The organism is Pseudomonas sp. B21-048 (assembly GCF_024748615.1).
Taxonomy (GTDB): domain Bacteria; phylum Pseudomonadota; class Gammaproteobacteria; order Pseudomonadales; family Pseudomonadaceae; genus Aquipseudomonas.
The window spans coordinates 1072314-1096991 of sequence record NZ_CP087168.1; the positions used below are offsets into that span (position 1 = coordinate 1072314).

Genomic DNA, 24678 nt, shown 5'->3' on the forward strand with positions numbered 1-24678 from the left:
CATGCGCATCGAACCTCGCCTGTTGCCCGACACCCTGCCATTCCTCGGTGATATTCCACCGCTGCTGACTCGCCTTTACGCAGCGCGGGGCGTGCAGTCCGAGGCTGAACTGGACAAGAGCCTGGCGCGGCTGATTCCGTACCAGCAGCTCAAAGGCATCGATGCGGCGGTGGATTTGCTGGTGACGGCCCTGGAGCAACGTCAGCGGATTCTGATCGTCGGCGATTTCGACGCCGATGGTGCGACGGCCAGTACCGTGGGCATGCTGGGGTTGCGCCTGTTGGGCGCGGCGCATGTCGACTATCTGGTGCCGAACCGGTTCGAGTACGGCTACGGCCTGACGCCGGAGATCGTCGAAGTGGCGCTGACCCGCGAGCCGCACCTGCTGATCACTGTGGACAACGGCATCTCCAGCGTCGAAGGCGTGGCGGCGGCGAAAAAGGCCGGGCTCAAGGTGCTGGTCACCGATCACCACTTGCCCGGCGATGAACTGCCGTTGGCCGATGCTATCGTCAATCCGAACCAGCCGGGTTGCGAGTTTCCGAGCAAAGCTTTGGCCGGTGTCGGGGTGATCTTCTATGTGCTGATGGCCCTGCGCGCGCGCTTGCGCAGCCTGGGTTGGTATGAGAGCAAGCCGCAGCCGAACATTGGCGAACTGCTGGACCTGGTGGCGCTGGGCAGCGTCGCCGACGTGGTGCCGCTGGATGCCAACAACCGGATTCTGGTGCATCAGGGCCTGGAGCGGATTCGCGCCGGGCGCGCGCGGCCGGGAATCAAGGCGATCCTTGAAGTGGCCAAGCGCGACCATTCGCGCATCACCTCCACCGACCTGGGCTTCATCCTCGGCCCACGTCTGAACGCGGCGGGGCGTCTGGATGACATGAGCCTGGGTATCGAATGCCTGCTCACCGAAGACGCGGGCGCTGCCCGTGAGATGGCCATTCAGCTGGATGGCATGAACCAGGACCGTAAATCCATCGAGCAGGGCATGCAGCGTGAGGCGCTGGCCCAGCTCAAGGATTTACCGGTGGAATCGATGCCATTCGGCCTGTGCCTGTTCGATCCCGAGTGGCACCAGGGCGTCATCGGTATCCTCGCCTCGCGTATGAAAGAGCGCTATTTCCGTCCGACTATTGCCTTTGCCGATGCCGGCAATGGCCTGCTCAAGGGCTCGGGGCGTTCGGTTCAGGGTTTTCACATTCGCGATGCCTTGAGCGTGGTCGCGGCGCAGCATCCTAACCTGATCAGCAAATACGGCGGCCACGCCATGGCGGCCGGTCTGACCTTGCCAGAAGCGAATTTTCCGTTATTCGCCGAAGCCTTCGACGCTGAAGTGCGTAGGCAAATGCGCGAAGAAGACCTGACCGGGCGCCTGTTGTCAGACGGCACGTTGGCGGTCGAAGAGTTTCACCTGGAACTGGCCCGCGCCCTGCGCCACGCCGGGCCTTGGGGGCAACACTTTCCGGAGCCGCTGTTTCATGGGGTGTTCCAGTTAGTTGAGCAACGCGTCGTGGGTGAGCGGCACCTCAAAGTAGTGCTGAAGAGTGAATGTGGTTCGGTGAAGCTCGACGGCATTGCCTTCGGTATCGACCGTGATATCTGGCCGAATCCGACCATCAAGTGGGTTGAATTGGCCTACAAACTCGACCTCAATGAGTTCCGTGGGAACGAGACCGTTCAGTTGATGATTGCCCACATCGAACCGCGTTGAATCCTTCGCGGGCAAGTCGGATCGCCGCACCGCTCGCTCCTACAGGGTATCGGTGATCCGTAGGAGCGAGGCTTGCCCGCGAAAGCTATTTTCGTCACACCGAATCTCTCCGAACCCTCCCTCATCCCCCGATGTCGACTAGGCTCTAAGCACTGCTTGATTATCCTTGTGACGTCTTGTCGAATTTTTTGCCCGCGGGGGCGGGTGCTGCATCTTTTTCCTGTCACTCGTCGACTATTCAAACAGAACCCTGGAGCCTGCCCACTGATTCGAGAGGTGCCCCATGAGTCTGCTGCTTGAACCCTATACCCTTCGTCAATTGACCTTGCTTAACCGCATTGCGGTATCACCGATGTGCCAGTATTCCAGCGTGGATGGGCTGGCCAATGACTGGCATCTGGTCCACCTCGGTAGCCGTGCCATCGGCGGGGCGGGGCTGGTATTTACCGAAGCCACGGCGATCACCGCCGACGGGCGCATCACCGCCCAGGATCTTGGTCTGTGGAACGATGAGCAGATTGAGCCCTTGCAACGTATTACCCGCTTTATTGCTGCACAGGGCGCCGTTGCCGGCATTCAATTGGCCCATGCCGGGCGCAAGGCCAGCACGCATCGACCGTGGCTCGGCAAGCATGGCAGCGTCAAGCCGGAGGACGGTGGCTGGATCCCGGTCGGCCCTTCGCCGATCGCTTTCGACCCCCAGCACACACCACCCAAGCAACTCGATGAGGGCGAGATCGCTGACGTCATTCAGGCCTTCGTCGATTCGGCCAAACGGGCGCTGACCGCCGGTTTCCAAGTGGTCGAAGTACACGCCGCCCACGGTTACCTGTTGCACCAATTTCTTTCACCCCTGAGCAATCAGCGGCGCGATCTGTATGGTGGTTCGTTCGAGAATCGGATTCGGCTGGTACTGCAAGTCACCGAAGCGGTGCGGGCCGTGTGGCCTGAAGAGCTGCCGGTGTTTGTGCGGGTGTCGGCCACCGATTGGGTGGAGGATGGCTGGAACCCCGATGAAACCGTGGAGCTGGCGCGACGCCTCAAAGACCTGGGCGTGGACCTGATCGATGTCTCATCGGGGGGGACGGCTGTAAACGCCGAGATTCCTACAGGGCCCGGTTATCAGACGCGTTTTGCCGAGCGCGTACGCAAGGAGTCAGGCATTGCCACCGGCACTGTAGGAATGATTACCGAACCGGCTCAGGCCGAGCACATTCTGCGCACCTGTCAGGCCGACATCATCTTCCTCGCCCGAGAGTTGTTGCGTGATCCGTATTGGCCGCTGCATGCCGATGACGACTTGGGCGGGCACAAGGCGATCTGGCCGGCGCAATACCAGCGAGCCACCCATCGTGACCAGCCGATTCATGAATCGGATTTGCGTGATTGAATGCTGCTGTAAAACCAAAAAGCCCCGGTCGTGTTGACCGGGGCTTTTTGCGTTTCTGTGCTGAGATGTTTGTTGTCTGCCCGCGAAGGGGACCGCCCAGACAACCTCTTACTTTCAGGTGTATTTACGCTTCTCCGGTGCCGGCGGGAAATACTGGTACAGCCAGGTTTCACTCAACGTCCGGTCATTGGTGCGAATGAACAACCGCAGCTCCACCGGCGCCACGCTGTCATTGGTCGGGTACCAGTCGAAGGTAATGCGGTAGCCCTTGATGTCATCCAGTACCAACACATTGAAACCCTTCACTTCGCCGTTCGAACAGGTCACCACTGGTTCGATCCCCGCGCCTTCGGGCAGGCGGTCCAGACCGCCGCCGGTGAAGTCCACGGCAAAGCGTCGCGCCCATACCTCTGGATAATGCTCGCCCGGCGCCCAGCCTTCAATGAAACCGCCCATGCCCGAACGGGTCGCGTGGACCCGTGCCAGCGGCGTGCTCACCGGTGGCAGAGCACTCCAATAGAGCTTGTAGCCGTAATTGAGGGAGTCCCCGGCCGCGACCGGTTTTTTCGGTGTCCAGAACGCGACGATGTTATCCAGGGTTTCGCCAGTTGTAGGAATTTCCAGCAAATCGATAGAGCCTTCGCCCCACGCGGTTGTAGGTTCTACCCACAGACTCGGGCGCTTACTGTACCAGTCGACGGTGTCCTGATAATTGGCGAACTCGTGATCGGTCTGCACCAGACCAAAGCCTTTCGGATCTGTATCGGCAAAGGCATTGAATTGCAGGGTGCCTGGGTTGTTCAGCGGACGGCAGATCCACTCGCCATTGCCGCGCCACATGGCCAGGCGATCGGAGTCGTGGATTTGCGGGTGAATCGTGTCGCACATGCGCCGCTCATGGGTTCCGCAGCTGAACATGCTGGTCATCGGCGCAATGCCCAACTGCTCGATGGCGGTGCGGGCATTGACGTGGGCGTCGACTTCCATCACCACACGCTCGGCCTGGCAATCGATGTCAAAACGGTAGGCACCGGTGGCGCTCGGTGAATCGAGCAAGGCATAAACCACGAAGCGGGTGCTGTCCTTGTCCGGGGTCTCAAACCAGAACTTGGTGAAGTCCGGGAATTCTTCGCGCTTCTTGGCGTAGGTGTCGATCGCCAGGCCGCGGGCTGACAAACCGTACTGGCCGGTGGCGTCCACCGCGCGGAAATAGCTGGCGCCGAGGAACGACAACACGTCGTGCTTATCCAGCTCCGGGGCCTTGAACAGCTTGAACCCGGCGAAACCCAGATCGCCTTTGAGCTGCTTAGTGTCGACGGTGGTTTTTTCGTAGTTGAACAGCGACGGGCGGAAATGCACCTCGCGCGCCAGTCGAGTCTTGGGATCGACGCTGTACATGCGCACCGGTTGCTTGAAACCCATGCCGACGTGGAAAAACTGCACGTCCAGCAGACCTTTCAGGTCCTTCCACAGCGAGTGATTGCCGTCGTAGCGGATCGCATTGAAGTTCTGTGGCGTCATGGTCGCCAGCGTTGGCGGCAGCACCTGTTTGGTGTCCTGATACGGCTTGCCGGCGAGCTGTTTGGCCTGGTTCTTCAGCGCTTCGAAGTCAAACGCCACAGCGTCGCCATCAGCGGTGCTGCTGCCAGCCCAGGTGTGTGTCGCCAATAAGCCGGTGGCCGAAAGACCGGTGTAAGCCGCGATGGCCATGGAGGCTTTGAGCAAATTCCTGCGGTGCATAAGTACAACCTGTCGTGAACAATCCCGCGCCGTTCCTGGCACGTGCTGGATCAGAAATAACGGTTCGGACATGCCTTGGCCAAACGCAACGGACCTTAAAGAGATGCCAAATACTTTAAACCGTTCGGTTGCAGAGCAAAATTGGTTAATGGCACCACGACAGCGCGGCAATGAAACACGGCATGTAGGGTAACGTTTCTCACAGCACGTTCTGATTTATAGGGCATATCTGCTTTTTTCGACTAATTACTCTAAAACCTCTTTTCAGCGCCGATTTAATTTCTATTCTATGGGCATGACCGGTTTCGGCCCTTCAGGCCGGTGGGTTCAGCAGGCACTAGGTGACCGCTGAAAGTGATAGGGCGATGCGGTTTTGCAGTTTTCTCTGACGTATAGAAGGACATCGTCCATGTCGAAAGTACAAGGCATCACTGAAATATTAGGAATTTTCCCTTGCCTGGCCATCGGTCGGCGAAGGCGTCGGCTCAGTTCGGAGGAGTTGAAGTTGGTGGAGCGGTATCGCGAGCTGTCGGAGAGTGACCGGATTGCGATGCGGTATCTGGTGGATGCGATGCGCAGTGTTTCGCGGTTTTGAGGAGGTGAAGGATTCGGCCATGACAGCGTGGTCGTGGTCGGATCCTTCAGAACGAAGAGAACTTGCCTACGATGAGTGGCGGTTGCAGGCTCGCACGCTAAGTATTACGTTTGCCTATAGAGTAATACTTCAGGAGATCATCATGACGACGACCATGACCAGTAAAGGGCAAGTCACCATTCCCAAGCCTATTCGTGACGCATTGCATCTGAAGCCAGGTGCGGCAATTGAGTTCAGTGTCAACGCGCAAGGTGAAGTGGTACTGCACAGCGGTAAACCCAAAATGGGTAAGGCAGTCACAATCGACCGCTTCGAAGCCGTGCGTGGAAAGGCGGATATAAAATGGCGAACTGACGATTTGATGGCGCTATTACGGGGTGACGACTGATGATATTGGTCGACACGAACGTGTTGATTGATGTCTTGGAGGACGAGCCTGTCTGGGCTGATTGGTCCATACAACAGCTTCGCGCCCAATCCCAGATCCATGAATTGGCCATCAATCCGATTATTTACGCCGAACTGTCACAGACATTTTCCAGTTTCGAGGCGTTGGATGATGTCGTCACTCAGCTTGGTCTTGCGGTGCAAGAAGTCCCGCGCCCCGCTTTGTTTTTGGCAGGAAAGGCTTTCGTTCGTTACCGTAAAGTGGGTGGTGGGAAAAATAATGTTTTGGCGGATTTTCTCATCGGGGCTCATGCTGCTGTGAAAAAGTTGCCGTTATTGACGCGGGATGCCAAGCGCTACCGTAGCTATTTTCCATCGGTTGAGTTGATAGTGCCGGTCTGAGAGCTCTGTGTTTCCACGGATAAACATGCGGTGCATCGCGGGCAAGTCGGGTCGTCGCATCGCACGCTCCCACAGGTTGAACGCAGTTCCTGTAGGAGAGAGCGATGCGGCGGTCCGACTTGCCCGCGAAGCTTTTAATGCTTGAACATCACATGTCGCACCACGGTGTAGTCCTCCAGCCCATACATCGACATGTCTTTTCCATAACCGGACAGTTTCTGACCGCCGTGAGGCATTTCGCTGACTAGCATGAAGTGGGTGTTCACCCACGTGCAGCCGTACTGCAAACGAGCAGACAGCCGATGCGCGCGGCCGACGTCCGTGGTCCAGACCGATGACGCCAAGCCGTAGTCTGAATCGTTGGCCCAGGCCAGTGCTTGCGCTTCATCGGTGAACTGGGTGACCGACACTACCGGTCCGAACACTTCGCGGCGCACGATCTCGTCGTCCTGTTGCACGTCGGCCAGCACCGTCGGCTCAAAGAAGAAGCCGTTGCCTTCCACCGCTTTACCGCCAGTGATCAAACGAATGTGCGGTTGCGCCGTGGCACGTTCGACCAGCGCGGTCACGCGGTCGCGATGTTGTGCGCTGATCAACGGGCCAAGCTCCGTCGATGGATCGTCCTGCAAGCCGTACTTGATACTGCTGACGGCCGCACCGAGCTTCTCGACGAATTGGTCGTAGATGCCCGCCTGCGCGTAAATGCGGCAGGCAGCGGTGCAATCCTGACCAGCGTTGTAGAAACCGAAGGTGCGAATGCCTTCCACGGCGGCATCGATGTCGGCATCGTCGAAGATGATCACCGGCGCCTTGCCGCCCAGTTCCATGTGCATGCGTTTGATGCTGTTGGCGGCGCTGGAAATGATGTTCGAGCCAGTGGCGATCGAGCCGGTCAGGGACACCATGCGCACTTTCGGATGTGTAACCAATAAGCTGCCGACCGTAGGACCACGACCGAACACCAGGTTAAGCACGCCCGCCGGGAAGATGTCCGACGCCAGTTCTGCCAGGCGCAGGGCGGTCAGCGGGGTTTGTTCCGACGGCTTGAGCACCACGGTATTACCGGCGGCCAGGGCCGGGGCGATTTTCCAGGCGACCATCATCAGCGGGTAGTTCCACGGCGCGATGGAGGCAACCACGCCCACCGGGTCGCGGCGGATCATCGAGGTGTGGCCGGGCAGGTATTCACCGCCCATCGCACCGCTCATGCAACGGCTGGCGCCGGCGAAGAAACGGAACACGTCGGCAATCGCCGGGATCTCGTCGTTCAATGCGGCATTGTAAGGTTTGCCGCAGTTATCCGATTCCAGTTTGGCCAGCTCTTCGCCATGGGCTTCGATGATGTCGGCAAGTTTGAGCAGCAGTAGCGAGCGCTCTTTCGGCGTGGTTTGCGACCAGGTTTCGAAGGCGGTATCGGCGGCTCGCACGGCGGCATCGACCTGGGCTTCGCTGGCTTCGTTGATTTCCACCAGTACACGGCCGAGGGCTGGGTTGAACACGGCTTGGGCGGGGCCGTCGCCATTGACGAGTTGGCCGTTGATCAAGAGTTTGGTTTGCATGGCTATGTCCTCCGAAGCTGTTGTTTTTCTGTCGGAACCGAATCCTACAAGAGATAGTGGTTGTCTGTTCCTGATCTATTTCCCGCCACTGCCCGCAACGCTTTCGCCACCCCGGGTCAGGTAATAGGCGCCGAGGATCGGCAACATGGTCACCATCATCACCAGCATCGCGACAACGTTGGTCACCGGCACGTCCCGTGGGCGGCTGAGCTGGTTGAGCAGCCACAGCGGCAAGGTGCGTTCATGGCCGGCGGTGAAGGTGGTGACGATGATTTCGTCGAACGACAGGGCAAACGCCAGCATGCCACCAGCCAGCATCGCCGAGCCAAGGTTCGGCAGGACGATGTAGCGAAAGGTCTGCCAACCGTCGGCGCCGAGGTCCATCGAGGCTTCAATCAAACTGTATGGCGTTCGGCGCAAGCGGGCGATGACGTTGTTGTAGACGATCACCACACAGAAGGTCGCGTGACCGACGATGATGGTGAATATCCCCGGTTCAATCCCCAGCGTTTTGAAAGTCGCCAGCAGCGCGATCCCGGTGATGATCCCGGGCAGGGCAATCGGCAGGATCAGCATCAGCGAGATGCCTTGCTTGCCGAAGAAATCCCGTCGGTACAACGCCGCCGACGCGAGGGTGCCGAGGACCATCGCAATCAGCGTTGCGACGGCGGCGATTTGCAACGACAGCTTGATCGCTTCCAGCACATCGGGCCGGGAGAACGCCACGCCGATCCACTTCAGGGTGAAGCCCTTGGGCGGAAAGCTGAACGCCGCGTCTTCGGTGTTGAAGGCGTAGAGGAAGATGATCAGGATCGGGAAGTGCAAGAACACCAATCCGCCCCAGGCGGCGATGCGCAGGCCCAGGGATGCCCGATCTTGAGATGACGCATCAGAGCGCATCGAAAGCCCCCAGACGTTTGACGATGGACAGGTAAATGGCGATCAGCACGATCGGCACCAGTGTGAAGGCCGCCGCCATCGGCATGTTGCCAATTGCCCCTTGCTGGGCGTAGACCATGCTGCCGATGAAGTAGCCCGGTGGGCCCACCAGTTGCGGCACGATGAAGTCGCCCAGGGTCAGCGAAAAGGTGAAGATCGAACCGGCTGCGATGCCCGGAATCGACAGCGGCAGAATCACTTGCATGAAGGTCTGACGCGGCTTGGCGCCAAGATCCGCCGAGGCTTGCAGCAAGGACGGCGGCAGGCGTTCCAGTGACGCCTGAATCGGCAGGATCATGAACGGCAGCCAGATGTAGACAAACACCATGAACCGTCCCAGATGCGAGGTCGACAAGGTGCTGCCGCCCACTCCCGGAATCCCGAGCACGAACTGCAACACCGGCTCCAACCCCAAGTGCTGAACGAACCACTGCGCCACGCCACCCTTGGCCAGCAGCAAGGTCCAGGCGTACGCCTTGACGATGTAACTGGCCCACATTGGCATCATCACCGCGATGTAGAAAAACGCCTTGGTCTTGCCGCTGGTGTAGCGCGCCATGTAGTAGGCAATCGGGAACGCCACGATTGCACTGGCGATCGACACGACGATGGCCATGCTCAGGGTGCGCAGGATGATGTCGAAGTTTGACGGCTGGAACAGTGCGGTGAAATTCGCCAGGGTCAGGTCGGGCGTGACCGCCATGGTGAAGTCGTCGAAGGTGTAGAAACCTTGCCACAACAGGGTCAGCAGCGAGCCGAGATAGATTGCGCCAAACCAGAGCAACGGCGGCACCAATAGCATCGATAAATACAGGTTCGGCCGGCGGTACAGCAGGTTGGAAAACCAGCGCAATGGCGAGCTGGGGGGGTGAGGCGCGGCCACGCTGTTCATCTCACACCCCGCCCACAACATTGTCGTGCAGCGGGATCATCGCCTCGCGCGCCCAACGAGCGCTGATGCGTTGCCCGGTCTGATGTTGCGTGCTGACATCCAGCCACTGGACATTGGCATGGCTGATGTTCAGGGTCTGGCCGTTTTCCAGCTTCAGTTCATAGCGTGTCGCACTGCCTTGATACTGGATGTCATGCAGCAGACCGCTGACTTCGATTTCATGGCTGGCCAGCGGGCCTTCGGCGAAACGCACGTGTTCCGGGCGGATCGAAAACGGCTGTGGATTGCCGATCAACTGCTGCGCCAGATCGCCGCGAATCACGTTGGAGGTGCCGACGAATTCGGCGACGAACGTGGTTGCCGGCTTCATATAGAGGTTGCGCGGTGTGTCGACCTGTTCGATGCGGCCCTTATTGAACACCGCCACGCGGTCGGACATCGACAGCGCTTCGGTCTGGTCGTGGGTGACGAAGATAAAAGTGATGCCGAGCTGGCGTTGCAGCTTCTTCAGCTCGCCTTGCATTTGCTCGCGCAGTTTCAGATCGAGGGCGCCCAAGGGCTCGTCGAGCAACAACACACGAGGGCGATTGACCAACGCGCGGGCCAAGGCCACACGCTGGCGCTGGCCGCCGGAGAGTTGTACCGGTTTGCGCTCGCCGTAGCCGCCGAGAGCGACCATGTCGAGGGCTTCTTCGGCGCGTTTTTGGCGTTCGGACTTGCTGACGCCTTTGACTTTCAAACCGTAGGCGACGTTGTCGAGTACGTCCATGTGCGGGAACAGCGCGTAATCCTGGAACACGGTGTTCACGTCGCGCTGATACGGCGGCAGCCCGGCGGCTTCGGCGCCATGAATGCGGATGGAGCCGGCGCTCGGTTGTTCGAAACCGGCGATCAGGCGCAGGCAAGTGGTTTTGCCCGAACCGGAGGGACCCAGCATGGAAAAGAACTCGCCGTCCTGGATATCGATAGAAACCCGGTCAACGGCCTTCACTTCGCCGAATTGACGGGAAACGTTAGTGAACTGGACTGCAAGCGTCATGGTGCGGTGCTCCGAAAAGGCGAGGATCGTCACAGTGGTCTTGCCTGGACTTCTGAAATCTTTATTGATGATCGTTCCCACGCTCTGCGTGGGAATGATCAGTTGGTGTTAGCGGCCTCCCATAATCGCGATGTAATCCTGGGTCCAGCGGCTATAAGGCACAAACTTGCCACCCTCGGCCTGCGGGGTTTTCCAGAAGGCGATCTTCTCGAACTGGTCGAAACCGTTGGTCTTGCAACCCTCGGCGCCCAACAATTCGCTGCCTGTGCACGCCGCCGGAACCGCCGGCAACGAACCGAACCACGCCGCCACATCACCCTGGACCTTTGGCGTGAGCGACCAGTCCATCCACTTGTAGGCACAGTTCGGGTGCTTGGCCTCGGCGTGCAACATAGTGGTGTCGGCCCACCCGGTAGCGCCTTCTTTCGGGATGGTCGAGGCGATCGGCTGTTTCTCGTTCATCAGGCCGTTGACCTGATAGGGCCAAGCGCTGGAAGCCACCACGCCTTCGTTCTTGAAGTCACTCATCTGCACGGTGGTGTCATGCCAGTAGCGGTGGATCAACTTTTGCTGGGCGCGCAGCAAGTCGAGAACAGCCTGGTATTGTTTTTCGTCGAGCAGGTACGGATCCGTAATGCCCAGTTCCGGCTTGGCGGTTTTCAGGTACAGCGCCGCGTCCGCGATGTAGATCGGGCCGTCATACGCTTGCACGCGGCCCTTGTTGGATTTGCCGTCGGACAGCTTCTGCTCTTCGAACAGCACGCCCCAACTGGTCGGCGGTTGCGTGAACACTTTGGTGTTGTACATCAGCACGTTCGGACCCCATTGATACGGGGTGCCATAAGTCTGCTTGTTGACCACATACCATGGTGCATCCTTCAGGCGTGGATCGAGATTCTTCCAGTTGGGGATCAATGCCGTGTTAATCGGCTGCACACGTTTGCCGGCGATCAGACGCAGGGAGGCGTCGCCGGACGCCGTCACCAGGTCGTAACCGCCCTTGGCCATCAGGCTGACCATTTCATCGGACGTGCCGGCCGTCTTGACGTTGACCTTACAGCCGGTTTCCTTCTCGAAACCAGTCACCCAGTCGTAGGCCTTGTCGGTTTCGCCCCGTTCGATATAGCCAGGCCAGGCGACGATATCCAGCTGACCTTCCCCGGCACCGACGGCTTTCAGCGGTTCGGCGGCCTGCAGGCTGGCGCTGGTCAACAGCGCTGTGGTGATTGCACTGAGCAGTGCGGTCTTGTGCACGAGCATGGGTGAACCCTCTTGTTTAAATTATGGTCGGGGCAGTGTTGAACGGGTGATGCACCGTGAGTGGCTTGTTATTAGCTTAGTGCGCTTTGTGAGGGGCAGATTGAGGCCGGGTTGTCTTATGGGTTTATCCAGCCTGGTGCGCGGTTTCACGGTCGACAAATCTTCAAGGCTGGATTCGATGAAATAGATTCGTGAGGGCTTTGCAGCCTGTTTGCCTGACCGTTGCGCAACATCCTCAAGCACTCTCATCGAGAGGCGTCGGCGCTTTCGATCCAGGCCGGTGGCTTTCTAGATGCTTATGTAGGTCTTTCGATCGCTTTCGCGGGTAAGCCCCCACAATAGATCTGCCGTGCACATAGTCTGTGCGCGACAGTAATCAAGGTGTGGGGCCTGCTCGCGATGGCGTCTTCGGCTGCGACAGCTTTCCCCAATGACCGATTCACGGTCCGTTTCTGCCGAATCCCGGCTTTTTGCAGGCCGAATGAGAAGCGGAGCTCAGCGTCTGAGAAATGAAACACCGCCCTCGGCTATACTAGCCCGCAATTTGACCCGCACCGAGGACTGACTGTGAAGAACTGGACGTTGCGCCAACGCATTTTGGCGAGCTTTGCGGTAATTATCGCGATCATGCTGTTGATGGTCGTGGTGTCTTTTTCTCGGCTGATGAAGATCGACGCCGGTGCAGACAGGGTCCGTATCGATGCAGTGCCCGGTGTGTATTTCAGTTCAATGATCCGTGGTGCCTGGGTCGACAGTTTTAACCTCACCCAGCAGATTGTCGGCCTTTCGGGGCGTCGCGAAATCACCGCCGCCGATCAAGCCATGTACAAGAGCTTCGAAGAGCGCTTGGACGAGCAGATGGCCCACTACCGCAAGACCATTTTCACACCGGACGATCAGGCCCTCTTCGAGGAGTTCGAAGTGCGTCATCGGCTCTACAATCAAGAATTGAGCAATGTCCTCGACCTCTATCAGCGCAAAGAGTACGAGGCCGCGCGTCTTGCCCTGGAGCAAAAGCTCACGCCGGCATGGGCCAATGGGCGCAAGCAAGTGAGCAGCCTTCTTGAAAATAATCACGCCCTGGCTGAACAATCCACGCTGGCCATCAGTGATGCGGTAACGGCCGCCAAAATCAGCATGGGCGTCTCTTTGCTGGTCGCGATCATCGTTGCCGGCCTCTGCGGCCTGCTGTTGATGCGCGCGATCATGGCGCCGATGAACCGCATTGTGCAGATCCTCGAAATCATGCGCACCGGCGATCTCAGCAGTCGCCTGGATCTTGATCGCAAGGACGAGTTCGGCGCGGTGGAAACCGGCTTCAACGACATGATGACCGAGCTCACGTCGCTGGTGTCCCAGGCCCAGCGCTCCTCGGTGCAGGTCACCACGTCGGTCACGGAAATTGCCGCGTCGTCCAAGCAGCAGCAGGCCACCGCCACCGAAACCGCGGCCACCACCACCGAGATCGGCGCGACATCGCGTGAAATTGCCGCCACCTCGCGGGACCTGGTGCGCACCATGACCGAAGTCTCCACCGCCGCCGATCAGGCGTCGGTGCTGGCCGGTTCCGGTCAGCAAGGCCTGGCGCGCATGGAAGACACCATGCACTCGGTGATGGGCGCGGCGGATCTGGTGAACGCCAAACTGGCGATCCTCAACGAGAAGGCGGGCAATATCAATCAGGTGGTGGTGACCATCGTCAAAGTTGCCGACCAGACCAACCTGCTGTCCCTGAACGCCGCGATCGAAGCCGAGAAGGCTGGTGAATACGGTCGCGGGTTTGCCGTGGTCGCCACCGAAGTGCGGCGTCTGGCGGACCAAACCGCTGTGGCCACCTACGACATCGAGCAGATGGTGCGTGAGATCCAGTCGGCGGTGTCGGCCGGGGTCATGGGCATGGACAAGTTTTCCGAAGAAGTGCGTCGTGGCATGTCCGAGGTGCAGTCGGTGGGCGAGCAGCTGTCGCAGATCATCCATCAGGTTCAGGCGCTGGCGCCACGGGTGTTGATGGTCAATGAAGGCATGCAGGCCCAGGCCACCGGCGCCGAGCAGATCAACCACGCGTTGGTGCAGTTGGGTGATGCCAGCAGCCAGACCGTCGAGTCCCTGCGTCAGGCCAGTTTCGCCATCGATGAACTGAGTCAGGTGGCCGTGGGGCTGCGTGGCGGCGTCTCGCGATTCAAAGTCTGATGAGCGAGCTCGCGGTCAAACGCGGCGCGGTGATGCCAGTGAAACAGTCGTTGTTTCTGGTGTTCCGCATCGGCAATGAGCGTTACGCCTTGCAGGCCATCGAGGTGGCCGAAGTGCTGCCGCAACTGCCGTTGAAACCCATTCCCCGGGCGCCGGACTGGATGGCCGGGGTGTTCGCCTATCGCGGCGCGGTAGTGCCGGTGATCGACCTCAGCGCCCTGACGTTCGGCCAACCGGCCCAGGCTCGCACCAGCACGCGTCTGGTGCTGGTGCACTATCGGCCGGATGAGGCGACGCCTGCGCAATTGCTCGGGCTGATTCTGGAACAGGCCACCGACACGTTGCGCTGCAACCCGGCGGACTTTCAGCCTTATGGCCTGGACAATCGCCAGGCGCCGTACCTCGGGCCGGTGCGCGAAGATGCCCAGGGTTTACTGCAATGGGTGCGGGTTGCCGATTTGCTGGACGAACAGGTCCGCGCCTTGTTGTTTCCCTCGCCGCCGTTGGACCTGGCGCAGTTTGAGGAGCAGGGATGAGCAGCGATCAAAGGTTTTTCGATTTCCTCAAAGAGCGTATCGGCCTTGATGTGGGCTCGGTCGGCCCGGCGATCATCGAACGCGCTGTGCGCCAGCGCTGCACGGCGGCGCGTGCGCTGACGGCCGATGAGTACTGGCACACCTTGCTGGGCTCGCGCGACGAACAACAAGCGCTGATCGAAGCGGTAATCGTCCCCGAGACCTGGTTTTTCCGTTACCCGGAATCCTTCGCCACGCTGGCGAAACTGGCGACCAAGCGGCTGGCGGCGATCAATAACATGCGCGCCCTGCGGATTCTCAGTCTGCCGTGTTCCACCGGGGAAGAACCGTACTCCATCGCCATGGCATTGCTCGATGCCGGGCTGGCGCCGCACCAGTTCAAGGTCGACGGCATGGATGTCAGCCCGCTGTCGGTGGAAAAAGCCAGGCTCGCGCTGTATGGCAAAAATTCGTTTCGTGGTCAGGACATCGACTTCCGCGAGCGGCATTTTACGGCTGAAAACGACCACTATCGTCTTAGCGGGCGCGTGCTTGAGCAGGTGCGTTTGCAGGTCGGCAATTTGCTCGATCCGGCCTTGCTGGCCAGTGAGCCACCTTATGACTTCGTGTTCTGCCGCAATTTGCTGATCTATTTCGATCAGCCGACCCAGCAGCAAGTGTTCGAAGTACTCAAGCGCCTGACCCACGTCGACGGCGTGCTGTTTATCGGCCCGGCGGAGGGGAGTCTGTTGGGGCGTTTCGGCATGCGCTCGATTGGTATCCCGCAGTCGTTTGCCTTCAGTCGTCAAAGTGCGTCGGACCCGGTGGCAACCTTCGTGCCGACGCCGACGCCGCTTCCGGTGCAACATCCGGTGCGCAGCGTGATACCGCCGCCAGTGCGCAGTCGGCCTTTCGCGACGGTCGTGCCGATGCCTCAGGTCGCCGCCAGCCCTTCGAAAACCACACCTTCGGACGCCGCCACGCTGCTGGCGAACATCACCGCGCTGGCCAATGAAGGTAAAAGCGCCGAGGCCCGCGCCGCGTGCGAAAGTTTTTTGCGCAGTCACGAGCCGGTGGCGCAGGTGTTCTATTGGTTGGGGCTGCTCAGCGATGTCGCCGGCAGCGCCCTCGAGGCCCAGGGTTTTTATCGCAAGGCGTTGTACCTCGAACCGCAACATCCCGACGCGTTGATGCATCTGGCCGCCTTGCTGCAGTCCCAGGGCGACACGGCCGGTGCCAGACGATTGCAGGCCCGCGCCGCCCGCAGCGAGCGCGCCGCTGACAGTGAGCGTAAACGATGAACGCCGCCGACACCTTGCGCGTCACCCATGAAGATGCCCAGGCCATCGATGACTGCTGGAACCGCATCGGTATCCACGGCGACCAGTCCTGCCCGCTGCTGAGCGAGCACATTCATTGCCGCAATTGCGCAGTGTATTCGGCCGCGGCCACGCGCTTGCTCGACCGCTATGCGTTGCAGCAGGACGACCGCGAGCAAGTTTCCACAGTGGCCGAGAGCGATGTGAAAACCCGCTCGCTGCTGATGTTTCGCCTCGGCGAAGAATGGTTGGGCCTGGCCACCCGCAGCCTGGTCGAAGTGGCGCCGCTGCAGGCGATTCACTCGTTGCCGCATCAGCGCTCCCGGGCGTTGCTCGGCGTGGCGAATGTGCGTGGTGCCTTGGTGGCGTGCCTGTCGCTGGTGGAACTGCTGGGGCTCGACGCCACCAGTGGCGTGGCGTCCGGCGCGCGGGTGACGCCGCGGATGCTGATCATCGCTGCCCACGGCGGGCCGGTGGTGGTGCCAGTGGACGAAGTGGACGGAATTCACGCCATCGACGAGCGCATTCTCGATGGGGCGTCCCGGTCCGGCACTCAAACCAGCGCCAAATACACCCGTGGCGTCTTGCAATTCAAAGGTCGCAGCCTGCGTTGGCTGGATGAAGAACAGCTGCTGTCCGCCGTGACCCGGAGCCTCACATGACCCCCGAGCAAATGCGTGACGCCTCTTTGCTGGAGCTGTTCAGCCTCGAAGCCGAGGCCCAGACCCTGGTGCTGAGCGCAGGTCTTTTGGCGCTTGAGCGCGATCCGACCCAGGCCGATTACCTTGAGTCGTGCATGCGCGCGGCCCATTCGCTCAAGGGCGCGGCACGGATTGTCGGTGTCGATGCCGGGGTCAGCGTCGCCCATGTGATGGAAGATTACCTGGTCAGCGCCCAGGAAGGGCGCCTGTACCTGCGGCCCGAACACATCGATGCATTGTTGCAAGGCACCGATCTGCTGATGCGGATTGCGACGCCGGGCAACGCTCCGGCGCCCGCGGATATCGACGCTTATGTCGTCTTGATGGGACGGTTGCTTGATCACATGGCGGCCACTGCCCCCATGACGCCGCCGATGGCAGAACTTCAGCTGGAACCGCCGACGCCCAAGGTTGAGCCGCCTATGCCGGCCACCACCGAAGCTCCCCCGGCAGCGCCCGCCGAACCAGCGCCCATGGCCAAACGCACCACCGAAAGTGGCGAACGCGTATTGCGCGTCACGGCCGAGCGCTTGAACAGCCTGCTCGATTTGTCCAGTAAATCACTGGTGGAAACCCAGCGGCTCAAGCCGCATCTGGCCACTATGCAGCGCCTTAAGCGCATGCAGAGCAACGGCCTGCGGGCGTTGGAAAACCTTAACGTCCATCTCAAGGACCATGCCTTGAGTCTCGAAGCCCAGGAAGCCTTGGGCGATGCCCGTCGGTTACTGGCGGAGTCCCAGCAATTGCTGGCGGAAAAGAATGCCGAACTGGATGAGTTCGCCTGGCATGCCAGCCAGCGCGCGCAGGTGTTGTATGACACGGCGCTGGCCTGTCGCATGCGGCCATTCGCCGACGTGCTGAGCGGGCAAGTGCGCATGGTCCGTGATCTCGGCCGCAACCTTGGCAAACAGGTGCGGCTGGAGATCGAGGGCGATAAGACTCAAGTCGACCGCGACGTACTGGAGAAACTCGAAGCGCCGCTGACGCACCTGCTGCGCAATGCGGTGGATCACGGCATCGAAACCCGGGAACAACGGCTATTGGCCGGTAAACCGGAGGAGGGCGTGATCCGTCTGCGCGCGTCCCATCAAGCCGGTCTGCTGGTGTTGGAGCTCAGCGATGACGGCAATGGCGTCGATCTGGAAAAACTCCGTCGCAACATCGTCGAGCGGCAGTTATCCCCAGCCGAAACCGCCGCCCAGTTGAGCGAAGAGGAGCTGCTGACGTTCCTGTTTCTACCGGGTTTCAGCCTGCGCGACTCCGTCACTGAAGTCTCCGGGCGCGGTGTCGGGCTGGATGCGGTTCAGCACATGGTTCGCCAATTGCGCGGCGCCGTGGTGCTGGAGCAGACGGCGGGCGAGGGCAGTCGCTTTCATCTCGAGGTGCCGCTGACGCTGTCGGTGGTGCGCAGCCTGGTGGTGGAAGTCGGTGACGAGGCGTATGCCTTCCCGCTGGCGCACATCGAGCGCATGTGCGACCTGGCGCCGTCGGACATCGTGCAGGTCGAAGGGCGCCAGCATTTCTGGCATGAAGGCCGGCATGTCGGGCTGGTCGCCGCCAGTCAGCTGTTGCATCGCCCGGCGAGCCAGAACAGCGCGCAAACCCTCAAAGTCGTGGTCATCCGCGAGCGCGAGGCGATCTACGGGGTAGCGGTCGAGCGGTTTATCGGCGAGCGGACGTTGGTGGTGCTGCCGCTGGACGAGCGCTTGGGCAAAGTGCAGGACATTTCCGCCGGGGCCTTGCTCGACGACGGCTCGGTGGTGCTGATCGTCGACGTCGAAGACATGCTGCGTTCGGTGGACAAACTGCTCAATACCGGCCGTCTGGAGCGCATTGCCCGGCATGCCAATCAGGCCGTCGAAGCGGCGCGTAAACGGATTCTGGTGGTGGATGACTCGCTGACCGTTCGGGAGTTGCAGCGCAAATTGCTGCTCAATCGCGGCTATGACGTCGCGGTGGCGGTGGACGGTATGGATGGCTGGAACGCCCTGCGTTCGGAGGATTTCGATCTGCTGATCACCGACATCGACATGCCGCGCATGGATGGCATCGAGCTGGTGTCTTTATTGCGCCGCGATAACCGCCTGCAATCCCTGCCGGTGATGGTGGTGTCCTACAAGGACCGTGAAGAAGACCGCCGCCGTGGACTGGACGCCGGGGCCGACTATTATCTAGCCAAAGCGAGTTTTCATGATGACGCTTTGCTGGATGCAGTGGTTGAGCTCATTGGAGGCGCGCGGGCATGAAAATCGCTATCGTCAACGACATGCCCATGGCGGTAGAGGCTTTGCGCCGCGCTTTGGCGTTCGAACCGGCACACGAGGTGGTCTGGGTCGCCGGCAATGGGGCCGAGGCGGTGCAACGTTGCGCCGAATACACTCCGGATCTGATCCTGATGGATTTGATCATGCCGTTGATGGACGGTGTGGAAGCGACCCGGCGAATCATGGCCGAGACCCCGTGCGCGATTGTCATTGTCACTGTTGACCGCGAGCAGAATGTGCACCGGGTGTTCGAAGCCATGGGCTACGGCGCGCTGGATGTGGTTGATACCCCGGCTATCGGGGGCGGCAATCCTCAGGAAGCCGCCGCACCGCTGCTGCGCAAGATCATGAACATTGGCTGGCTGATTGGCGACAAGAGCAATCGGATGCGACCGGCACTGAGCTCGCACCGCCACTCCTCCTCGCGCCAGCATTTGGTGGCCATCGGTTCATCCGCAGGCGGGCCGGCGGCGCTGGAAGTGCTGCTCAAAGGCCTGCCACGGAATTTTTCGGCGGCCATCGTACTGGTCCAGCATGTGGATCAGGTGTTCGCCGCCGGCATGGCCGAATGGCTGGCCAGCGCCAGTGGCCTGGACGTGCGCCTGGCCCAGGAAGGCGAGGCACCGCAAAGCGGCACGGTCCTGCTGGCCGGGACCAATCATCATATTCGCTTGCTGAAAAACGGCACGCTGGCCTACACCGCCGAACCGGTCAACGAGATCTATCGGCCTTCGATCGATGTGTTTTTCGAAAGTGTCGCCAGTTACTGGAGCGGTGATGCCGTGGGCGTGCTGCTGACCGGGATGGGGCGCGACGGCGCGCAGGGGCTTAAACTCATGCGCCAACAGGGCTACCTGACCATCGCTCAAGACCAGAACAGCAGTGCCGTGTACGGAATGCCCAAAGCGGCCGCAGCCATCAACGCGGCTGTGGAAATTCGCCCACTGGACAAGATAGCGCCACGATTGCTGGAGATTTTCCAAAAATGACTATCATTAGCAGCAATCGTGGCCCAAGCAGTATTCAGGTGACCGCACATGAATGATTTACAGCTCGACGACTTCAAAACCGACGAAAACGCCGCGATGGTGTTGTTGGTGGACGATCAGGCGATGATCGGCGAGGCGGTGCGGCGTGGTTTGTCGAACGAAGAAAACATCGACTTCCATTTCTGTGCCGACCCGCACCAGGCCATCGCCCAGGCGATCCGCATCAAGCCGACGGTAATCCTTCAGGATCTGGTCATGCCCGGCCTCGACGGCCTGAGCCTGGTGCGCGAATACCGTAACCATCCGGCGACCAAGGACATTCCGATCATTGTCCTGTCGACCAAGGAAGACCCACTGATCAAGAGCGCGGCGTTTGCCGCCGGTGCCAATGATTACCTGGTCAAACTGCCGGACAACATCGAACTGGTGGCGCGCATCCGCTATCACTCGCGCTCCTACATGACCCTGCTGCAGCGTGACGCGGCGTACCGCGCGCTGCGGGTCAGCCAACAGCAGTTGCTCGACACCAACCTGGTGCTGCAACGCTTGATGAACTCCGACGGCCTGACCGGGCTGTCGAACCGCCGGCATTTCGACGAATACCTGGAGCTGGAGTGGCGGCGTTCGCTGCGTGACCAGACCCAACTGTCGTTGCTGATGATCGACGTTGACTACTTCAAGTCCTTCAATGACAGCTTCGGCCACCTTGAAGGCGATGAGGCCCTGCGCAAAGTCGCCACGGCGATTCGCGATGCCAGCGCCAGGCCATCGGACCTGCCGGCCCGTTACGGCGGCGAAGAGTTCGTTCTGGTCCTGCCCAACACCTCGCCGGGCGGTGCGCGGCTGGTGGCGGAAAAACTCCGCCTGACCGTGGCTGCGCTGAAGATCCCGCACATTTTCCCGACTGAAGGTTCGAGCCTGACCATCAGCATCGGCCTGTCGACCTTGATCCCGCAGCCGGGCAGCGATTGCCGTCAATTGATCTCGGCGGCGGACAAGGGGCTGTACCTGGCGAAGAACAATGGGCGCAATCAGGTCGGAATCGAATAAGGCGCTGAAACTGCCCTTCGGAGCGCAACGTCTACATGATGTTCAGCCAAAAACCATTCGCCGCTAAAGCCGCCAGGCGGGCTGCCTTGACAGCTTGATTACGTTATACTCGCCGGCTTTCAAAAGTTCGCCAACGAGTGCTGCCCGCCATGGAAATCAACCCGATCCTTAACAGTATCAAGGACCTGTCCGAGCGCTCCGAAACTATTCGGGGGTATCTTTGACTACGATCAAAAGCATGAGCGTCTGACTGAAGTCAATCGCGAGCTTGAAGATCCGAGTGTCTGGAACAACCCGTCGTACGCTCAGGAGCTGGGCCGCGAGCGGTCGCTGCTGGCTCAGATCGTCGAAACCCTCGACGAAATGCACAGTGGCCTGGCCGATGCCAAAGACCTGCTGCTGATGTCCGCCGAAGAAGAAGACCAGGCCGCCGTCGATGACGTCGCCGCCGAAGTCGAGCGCTTGCGCGAGTCCCTGGAAAAACTCGAATTCCGTCGCATGTTCAGCGGTGAGATGGACGCCAACAACGCCTACCTGGACATCCAGGCCGGCTCCGGCGGTACCGAGGCTCAGGACTGGGCCAACATCCTGCTGCGCATGTATCTGCGTTGGGCTGACAAACGCGGTTTCGACGCGACCATCATGGAGCTGTCGGCCGGTGAAGTCGCCGGTATCAAAGGCGCTACCGTGCACATCAAGGGCGAATACGCCTTTGGCTGGCTGCGTACCGAAATCGGCGTGCACCGTCTGGTGCGCAAGAGCCCGTTCGACTCCGGCAACCGTCGTCACACCTCGTTCTCGGCCGTGTTCGTTTCGCCGGAAATCGATGACAACATTGAAATCGACATCAACCCGTCGGACCTGCGCATCGACACCTACCGCTCCTCCGGTGCCGGTGGTCAGCACGTTAACACCACCGACTCGGCCGTACGGATTACTCACGTACCGACCAACACCGTGGTCAGCTGCCAGAACGAACGTTCCCAGCATGCGAACAAAGACACCGCGATGAAAATGTTGCGGGCGCGTTTGTATGAGCAGGAAGTGCAGAAGCGCAACGCTGCTTCCCAGGCTCTGGAAGACACCAAGTCGGACATCGGCTGGGGTCATCAGATCCGTTCGTACGTGCTCGATGCCTCGCGGATCAAGGATCTGCGGACCAACATCGAACGCAGCGACTGCGACAAGGTGCTCGACGGCGACATCGACGAATACCTGGTGGCCAGCTTGAAACAAGGGCTTTAACGCACGCCCTGCGGGGGTCAATACGACCCTGTAGGAGCGAGCGATGCGGCGACCCGACTTGCCCGCGATCCCCAGCCGAAGGCTGGGGGCAACGAACCTGATGGAATATTTAAAGACATGAGCGACCTACAACTCGACCCGCAAGCCCTGCAACAGGAAGAAAACTCCCTGATCGCCCTGCGCAAGGAAAAGCTTGCTGCCGAGCGCGCCAAGGGCAATGCCTTCCCCAACGACTTCCGCCGCGACAATTACTGCGAAGACTTGCAGAAACAGTACGCGGACAAGACCAAGGAAGAGCTGGCAGAGGCTGCAATCCCGGTCAAGGTGGCGGGTCGCATCATGCTCAACCGTGGCTCGTTCATGGTGATCCAGGACATGTCCGGGCGGATTCAGGTTTACGTCAACCGTAAAACCCTGTCCGAAGACACCCTGGCCGCGGTGAAAACCTGGGACATGGGCGACATCATTGCAGCCGTTGGCACCCTGGCACGTTCCGGCAAAGGCGACCTGTACGTCGAAATGACCAGCGTGCGTCTGCTGACCAAATCCCTGCGCCCGCTGCCGGACAAGCACCATGGCCTGACCGACACCGAACAGCGCTACCGTCAGCGTTACGTCGACCTGATCGTCAACGAAGATGTGCGCCAGACCTTCCGCGTTCGCTCGCAAGTGATTGCGCACATCCGCAGCTTCCTGATGAAGCGCGACTTTCTGGAAGTGGAAACGCCGATGCTGCAAACCATTCCAGGCGGCGCGGCGGCCAAGCCGTTCGAGACTCACCACAACGCGCTGGACATGGAAATGTTCCTGCGTATCGCGCCTGAGCTTTATCTGAAGCGTCTGGTGGTTGGCGGTTTCGAAAAAGTCTTCGAGATCAACCGCAACTTCCGTAACGAAGGCGTTTCGACGCGTCACAACCCTGAGTTCACCATGTTGGAGTTCTACCAGGCTTACGCCGACTACGAAGACAACATGGACCTGACCGAAGAGCTGTTCCGCGAACTGGCTCAGCTGGTTCTGGGCAGCACCGACGTGCCTTACGGCGACAAGGTGTTCCACTTCGGCGAGCCGTTCGTGCGTCTGTCGGTGTTCGACTCGATCCTCAAGTACAACCCCGAGCTGACTGCTGACGACCTGACTGACATCGACAAGGCCCGCACCATCGCCAAGAAGGCCGGCGCCAAGGTGCTGGGCTTTGAAGGTCTGGGCAAACTGCAGGTGATGATTTTCGAAGAGCTGGTCGAGCACAAACTGGAGCAGCCGCACTTCATCACCCAGTACCCATTCGAAGTGTCGCCGCTGGCCCGTCGTAACGACGAGAACCCGAACGTCACCGACCGTTTCGAGCTGTTCATCGGTGGTCGTGAAATCGCCAACGCCTATTCCGAGTTGAACGACGCGGAAGACCAGGCTGAGCGTTTCATGGCGCAGGTGGCCGACAAGGACGCCGGCGACGACGAAGCCATGCACTACGATGCCGACTTCGTTCGTGCGCTGGAGTACGGCATGCCGCCGACCGCCGGTGAAGGGATCGGCATCGATCGTCTGGTGATGTTGCTGACCAACTCTCCGTCGATCCGCGACGTGATCCTGTTCCCGCACATGCGGCCACAAGCGTAAGTGTTTCAATTAAAAAGCCGCCGATAACAGGCGGCTTTTTATTGCCTGTCTGGTACAAACGTATCAATTGGTTACTTTTGACGTTTAGAGAGGAATACCTGTCGTGAATCGTGCAATGGCTCAAGAAGGTGCAGCGGGTATCGCCACTGCGGTCGCTGAAAGTGTTCAGTACCAGGGTCGCAAGGCCAGCCGACAGGGCAGCGAACAGCGTCGGCAGGAGATTCTCGACGCGGCGATGCGCATTGTCGTGCGCGATGGCGTGCGGGCTGTGCGACACCGTGCGGTGGCCGCCGAGGCCTGTGTGCCGCTATCGGCCACCACCTACTATTTCAAGGACATCGATGACCTGCTCACCGATACCTTCGCCCAATACGTGGAGCGCAGCGCGGCGTTCATGGCCAAGTTGTGGGCCAACAATGAAGGCGTGCTGCGCGAGATGGTCGCTTACGGCGATGGCAGCGCCGAGTCTCGCTCACAACTGGCGGACGATATTGCGCGGTTGACGGCCGATTACGTACAGCGCCAGCTGCACAACCGTCGTGAGCACTTGATGGCCGAGCAGGCGTTCCGTCAGGAGGCGCTGTTGAACCCGCGTCTGGCGGAGTTGGTGCGCTCCCATCAGCAAATTCTGCTGCAGGGTACCTGCCATTTTTTCGAGGTATTGGGTTCCCGTGAGCCGCAACAAGATGCCAAAGTGTTGACGGCGATTATCGGACGGATGGAATATCAGGGCCTGCTCAACGACACCGAGCCTGCGGCCGAAGCCGAAATGCTCGGCATCCTCAACCGCTACATGCATTTGGTGTTGGCGTCGGTGTAACCCGGTACTCCGACCGTTCCCACGCAGAGCGTGGGAACGATCAAAAGTCAT

21 protein-coding genes are annotated in these 24678 nt (G+C 60.1%); 15 read left to right on the forward strand and 6 right to left on the reverse strand.

From position 1 onward, the window contains the following. The first annotated feature begins 1 nt into the window (after nt 1). Nucleotides 2-1711: a single-stranded-DNA-specific exonuclease RecJ gene (recJ, locus tag LOY56_RS04805; RefSeq protein WP_258620250.1), complete on the forward strand. Its 1710-nt coding sequence runs from the start codon at nt 2-4 to the stop codon at nt 1709-1711. A gap of 283 nt (nt 1712-1994) precedes the next feature. Next, nucleotides 1995-3101 carry an NADH:flavin oxidoreductase/NADH oxidase gene (locus LOY56_RS04810; RefSeq protein WP_258620251.1) on the forward strand — a complete coding sequence of 369 codons (1107 nt, stop codon included), beginning with the start codon at nt 1995-1997 and terminating at the stop codon, nt 3099-3101. A 114-nt stretch (nt 3102-3215) separates the two neighbouring features. Here LOY56_RS04810 and LOY56_RS04815 read toward each other — a convergent pair whose 3' ends face one another. Further along, complete coding sequence (locus tag LOY56_RS04815) at nt 3216-4841, reverse strand: glucan biosynthesis protein D (RefSeq protein ID WP_258620252.1); 1626 nt, start codon at nt 4839-4841, stop codon at nt 3216-3218. A gap of 409 nt (nt 4842-5250) precedes the next feature. Here LOY56_RS04815 and LOY56_RS04820 point away from each other — a divergent pair, with 409 nt between their 5' ends. The 3 genes from LOY56_RS04820 (at nt 5251) to LOY56_RS04830 (ending at nt 6225) form a co-directional block, all read left to right on the forward strand. Next, nucleotides 5251-5436: a hypothetical protein gene (locus tag LOY56_RS04820; protein ID WP_123360676.1), complete on the forward strand. Its 186-nt coding sequence runs from the start codon at nt 5251-5253 to the stop codon at nt 5434-5436. 142 nt (nt 5437-5578) lie between these two features. Next, nucleotides 5579-5824, forward strand: coding sequence for an AbrB/MazE/SpoVT family DNA-binding domain-containing protein (locus tag LOY56_RS04825; protein ID WP_030131147.1), 246 nt, complete (start codon nt 5579-5581; stop codon nt 5822-5824). Then, nucleotides 5824-6225 (forward strand): type II toxin-antitoxin system VapC family toxin, encoded by a 402-nt coding sequence (locus tag LOY56_RS04830; protein WP_258620255.1) that lies wholly within the window; start codon nt 5824-5826, stop codon nt 6223-6225. Before LOY56_RS04825 ends, LOY56_RS04830 begins: the two co-directional genes overlap by 1 nt. A gap of 134 nt (nt 6226-6359) precedes the next feature. Here the strand turns inward: LOY56_RS04830 and LOY56_RS04835 are convergent, their stop codons facing one another. The 5 genes from LOY56_RS04835 to ydcS form a co-directional block, all read right to left on the reverse strand. Continuing rightward, nucleotides 6360-7784, reverse strand: coding sequence for a gamma-aminobutyraldehyde dehydrogenase (locus LOY56_RS04835; RefSeq protein WP_258620257.1), 1425 nt, complete (start codon nt 7782-7784; stop codon nt 6360-6362). A 75-nt stretch (nt 7785-7859) separates the two neighbouring features. Beyond that, nucleotides 7860-8684 carry an ABC transporter permease gene (locus LOY56_RS04840; RefSeq protein ID WP_258620258.1) on the reverse strand — a complete coding sequence of 275 codons (825 nt, stop codon included), beginning with the start codon at nt 8682-8684 and terminating at the stop codon, nt 7860-7862. After that, nucleotides 8674-9615, reverse strand: a complete 942-nt coding sequence (locus LOY56_RS04845) for an ABC transporter permease (RefSeq protein WP_258620260.1) — start codon at nt 9613-9615, stop codon at nt 8674-8676. Before LOY56_RS04845 ends, LOY56_RS04840 begins: the two co-directional genes overlap by 11 nt. Nucleotide 9616: 1 nt before the next feature. Next, nucleotides 9617-10654: an ABC transporter ATP-binding protein gene (locus tag LOY56_RS04850; protein ID WP_258620261.1), complete on the reverse strand. Its 1038-nt coding sequence runs from the start codon at nt 10652-10654 to the stop codon at nt 9617-9619. Between the two features lie 108 nt (nt 10655-10762). After that, nucleotides 10763-11914, reverse strand: a complete 1152-nt coding sequence (ydcS, locus tag LOY56_RS04855; RefSeq protein WP_258620262.1) for a putative ABC transporter substrate-binding protein YdcS — start codon at nt 11912-11914, stop codon at nt 10763-10765. A 567-nt stretch (nt 11915-12481) separates the two neighbouring features. Here ydcS and LOY56_RS04860 point away from each other — a divergent pair. The 10 genes from LOY56_RS04860 to LOY56_RS04905 all read left to right on the forward strand — a co-directional run bounded on the left by LOY56_RS04860 (nt 12482) and on the right by LOY56_RS04905 (nt 24627). Continuing rightward, entirely contained in the window at nt 12482-14104 is a 1623-nt protein-coding gene (locus LOY56_RS04860) for a methyl-accepting chemotaxis protein (protein ID WP_258620263.1), read from the forward strand. Next, on the forward strand, nt 14104-14640 hold the full coding sequence (locus LOY56_RS04865; protein ID WP_258620264.1) for a chemotaxis protein CheW: 537 nt from the start codon (nt 14104-14106) through the stop codon (nt 14638-14640). The genes LOY56_RS04860 and LOY56_RS04865 overlap by 1 nt, the downstream gene beginning before the upstream one ends. Continuing rightward, nucleotides 14637-15920 (forward strand): protein-glutamate O-methyltransferase CheR, encoded by a 1284-nt coding sequence (locus tag LOY56_RS04870; protein WP_258620265.1) that lies wholly within the window; start codon nt 14637-14639, stop codon nt 15918-15920. The genes LOY56_RS04865 and LOY56_RS04870 overlap by 4 nt, the downstream gene beginning before the upstream one ends. Beyond that, nucleotides 15917-16600 carry a chemotaxis protein CheW gene (locus tag LOY56_RS04875; protein WP_258620266.1) on the forward strand — a complete coding sequence of 228 codons (684 nt, stop codon included), beginning with the start codon at nt 15917-15919 and terminating at the stop codon, nt 16598-16600. The genes LOY56_RS04870 and LOY56_RS04875 overlap by 4 nt, the downstream gene beginning before the upstream one ends. Beyond that, complete coding sequence (locus tag LOY56_RS04880) at nt 16597-18885, forward strand: hybrid sensor histidine kinase/response regulator (RefSeq protein WP_258620267.1); 2289 nt, start codon at nt 16597-16599, stop codon at nt 18883-18885. The genes LOY56_RS04875 and LOY56_RS04880 overlap by 4 nt, the downstream gene beginning before the upstream one ends. Further along, nucleotides 18882-19892, forward strand: a complete 1011-nt coding sequence (locus LOY56_RS04885; protein WP_258620268.1) for a chemotaxis response regulator protein-glutamate methylesterase — start codon at nt 18882-18884, stop codon at nt 19890-19892. The genes LOY56_RS04880 and LOY56_RS04885 overlap by 4 nt, the downstream gene beginning before the upstream one ends. Nucleotides 19893-19940: 48 nt before the next feature. Further along, nucleotides 19941-20942 (forward strand): diguanylate cyclase domain-containing protein, encoded by a 1002-nt coding sequence (locus LOY56_RS04890; RefSeq protein ID WP_258620269.1) that lies wholly within the window; start codon nt 19941-19943, stop codon nt 20940-20942. A gap of 149 nt (nt 20943-21091) precedes the next feature. Further along, a protein-coding gene (gene prfB, locus LOY56_RS04895; protein WP_095920368.1) for a peptide chain release factor 2 occupies nt 21092-22187 on the forward strand; the annotation gives its coding sequence in 2 pieces (ribosomal slippage) (nt 21092-21163 and nt 21165-22187; 1095 coding nt in all). 117 nt (nt 22188-22304) lie between these two features. After that, nucleotides 22305-23807, forward strand: a complete 1503-nt coding sequence (gene lysS / locus LOY56_RS04900) for a lysine--tRNA ligase (protein ID WP_258620270.1) — start codon at nt 22305-22307, stop codon at nt 23805-23807. Nucleotides 23808-23910: 103 nt separating this feature from the next. Continuing rightward, the gene (locus LOY56_RS04905; RefSeq protein WP_258620271.1) at nt 23911-24627 is read left to right on the forward strand and encodes a TetR/AcrR family transcriptional regulator; all 717 of its coding nucleotides are present in this window, start codon (nt 23911-23913) and stop codon (nt 24625-24627) included. Nucleotides 24628-24678 lie beyond the last annotated feature (51 nt).

What these genes read in the sequence shown, in the direction of transcription:
- LOY56_RS04865 (WP_258620264.1), top strand. Translation starts at nt 14,104, where the DNA reads ATGAGCGAGCTCGCGGTCAAACGCGGCGCGGTGATGCCAGTGAAACAG.
- LOY56_RS04845 (WP_258620260.1), bottom strand. Translation starts at nt 9,615, where the DNA reads ATGAACAGCGTGGCCGCGCCTCACCCCCCCAGCTCGCCATTGCGCTGG.
- LOY56_RS04825 (WP_030131147.1), top strand. Translation starts at nt 5,579, where the DNA reads ATGACGACGACCATGACCAGTAAAGGGCAAGTCACCATTCCCAAGCCT.
- LOY56_RS04810 (WP_258620251.1), top strand. Translation starts at nt 1,995, where the DNA reads ATGAGTCTGCTGCTTGAACCCTATACCCTTCGTCAATTGACCTTGCTT.
- LOY56_RS04875 (WP_258620266.1), top strand. Translation starts at nt 15,917, where the DNA reads ATGAACGCCGCCGACACCTTGCGCGTCACCCATGAAGATGCCCAGGCC.
- LOY56_RS04870 (WP_258620265.1), top strand. Translation starts at nt 14,637, where the DNA reads ATGAGCAGCGATCAAAGGTTTTTCGATTTCCTCAAAGAGCGTATCGGC.
- LOY56_RS04835 (WP_258620257.1), bottom strand. Translation starts at nt 7,784, where the DNA reads ATGCAAACCAAACTCTTGATCAACGGCCAACTCGTCAATGGCGACGGC.
- LOY56_RS04820 (WP_123360676.1), top strand. Translation starts at nt 5,251, where the DNA reads ATGTCGAAAGTACAAGGCATCACTGAAATATTAGGAATTTTCCCTTGC.
- LOY56_RS04880 (WP_258620267.1), top strand. Translation starts at nt 16,597, where the DNA reads ATGACCCCCGAGCAAATGCGTGACGCCTCTTTGCTGGAGCTGTTCAGC.
- recJ (WP_258620250.1), top strand. Translation starts at nt 2, where the DNA reads ATGCGCATCGAACCTCGCCTGTTGCCCGACACCCTGCCATTCCTCGGT.
- LOY56_RS04885 (WP_258620268.1), top strand. Translation starts at nt 18,882, where the DNA reads ATGAAAATCGCTATCGTCAACGACATGCCCATGGCGGTAGAGGCTTTG.
- LOY56_RS04830 (WP_258620255.1), top strand. Translation starts at nt 5,824, where the DNA reads ATGATATTGGTCGACACGAACGTGTTGATTGATGTCTTGGAGGACGAG.
- LOY56_RS04850 (WP_258620261.1), bottom strand. Translation starts at nt 10,654, where the DNA reads ATGACGCTTGCAGTCCAGTTCACTAACGTTTCCCGTCAATTCGGCGAA.
- LOY56_RS04815 (WP_258620252.1), bottom strand. Translation starts at nt 4,841, where the DNA reads ATGCACCGCAGGAATTTGCTCAAAGCCTCCATGGCCATCGCGGCTTAC.
- LOY56_RS04890 (WP_258620269.1), top strand. Translation starts at nt 19,941, where the DNA reads ATGAATGATTTACAGCTCGACGACTTCAAAACCGACGAAAACGCCGCG.
- ydcS (WP_258620262.1), bottom strand. Translation starts at nt 11,914, where the DNA reads ATGCTCGTGCACAAGACCGCACTGCTCAGTGCAATCACCACAGCGCTG.
- lysS (WP_258620270.1), top strand. Translation starts at nt 22,305, where the DNA reads ATGAGCGACCTACAACTCGACCCGCAAGCCCTGCAACAGGAAGAAAAC.
- LOY56_RS04840 (WP_258620258.1), bottom strand. Translation starts at nt 8,684, where the DNA reads ATGCGCTCTGATGCGTCATCTCAAGATCGGGCATCCCTGGGCCTGCGC.